1 protein-coding gene and 1 pseudogene are annotated in these 1,260 nt (G+C 72.9%); both read right to left on the reverse strand.

The annotated features are described in order from the left end of the window. On the reverse strand, nucleotides 1-1,009 hold a 1,009-nt coding region (locus CCN72_RS34875), incomplete at its 3' end, for a serine/threonine-protein kinase (protein WP_107430251.1). 66 nt (nucleotides 1,010-1,075) lie between these two features. Continuing rightward, nucleotides 1,076-1,260, reverse strand: a pseudogene (locus tag CCN72_RS34880) (DNA-binding protein); the annotation flags it as partial.

Here is a 1,260-nt window from a genome sequence, read left to right on the forward strand (position 1 = left end):
GTGTGGGGTCGGCGGCCGGGGGCGGGAGCCGGAAGCTTCCGGTGTCCGACAGGGAGCCGGTGCCCGTGTCCGACGAGGAGCCGGTGCCGGCGTCCGGCTGCGGGGCGGCGGGGGACCTCGGTGAGCGCTTCAGCGGACCGCTCGGCCCGAAACCCGGCGGCAGGGGCGGGAGTTGGTCGAAGATTTCGATCGGCTCGTCGTCCAGGGTCGGCTCCGGCAGGAGTTCGATGACCGGAGCGAGCGACTTGCGGGCCCCCGTGGCGGAGCGGTACCGCGCCTGTGGATCGGGTTGCAGCAGGGTGGCGACGACCTCCCACAGCGGCCCGGGAATGCCCTTGGGCGCGCCCGGGGTGCCGTGCTCGGTGAAGTACCGCACGAGTTCCTTGGCGTCGGGTTTGGCGCCTTCGAGCAGATATACGGCGACGAGGCCCACCGCGAACAGATCGGCGGTGAAGTCCGGGTCGGCGCCCGCCAGTTGTTCCGGGGCGAGATAACCGGGCGTGCCCACCACGAGGTTGGTCTCGGTCAGGCGCGGCTCCCCGAACCGCATGGCGATGCCGAAGTCCCCGAGCCGCAGCCGGGGCCTGCCCGTACCGGTCGCCTCCAGAAGGATGTTGGCGGGCTTGATGTCCCGGTGCACGACCCCCTCCGCGTGCACCGCGGCGAGCCCGGACAGCAGCTGGTCGAGCAGGACGCAGACGAACGCCGGCGGCAGGGGGCCGTAGTCGTTGACCAGGCGGACGAGGGAGCCGCCCGCGACCAGGTCCATGGTGAACAGCACCTGGTCGTCGTCGGCGGCCCAGCTGGCCGGGGCGAGCACATGGGGATGATCGATGCGCAGGGCCTGTTCGCGCACGAAGCGCAGGAGGGAGTGGGCGTCGCGCTGCTGGAGCACCTTGGCGGCCACATAGCGCCCCCGCCGGTGGTCCCAGACGCGCCAGACATCGCCCGCGCCGCCGCGCCCGATCGGGTCGGCCAGCTCGTACCGGCCGTTGAACATCTCACCCATGACTGCCGCAGCTCCTCCCCCTCGGGCCCCCGCCCCTCCCGGCTTCCCCCTGCGCCGGGCGGGCGCTCAGTTCTGGTGCGACTGGTAGTGCGCGACCGCGTCGGAGGTGCGGCCGGCACCGTAGACCCGCAGGAACTCGGCGAGTTCGGGCTGGGTCGGGGCGAGCGCGTCCGCGGCCTCGATGATGTCGCTCGCGGCGGCTACCGAGCGCAGCAGCGACTGGAGCTCGCGGACGACCCGCTTGACGGTGG

It is taken from the genome of Streptomyces murinus (genome assembly GCF_002154555.1).
Classification (GTDB): domain Bacteria; phylum Actinomycetota; class Actinomycetes; order Streptomycetales; family Streptomycetaceae; genus Streptomyces; species Streptomyces murinus.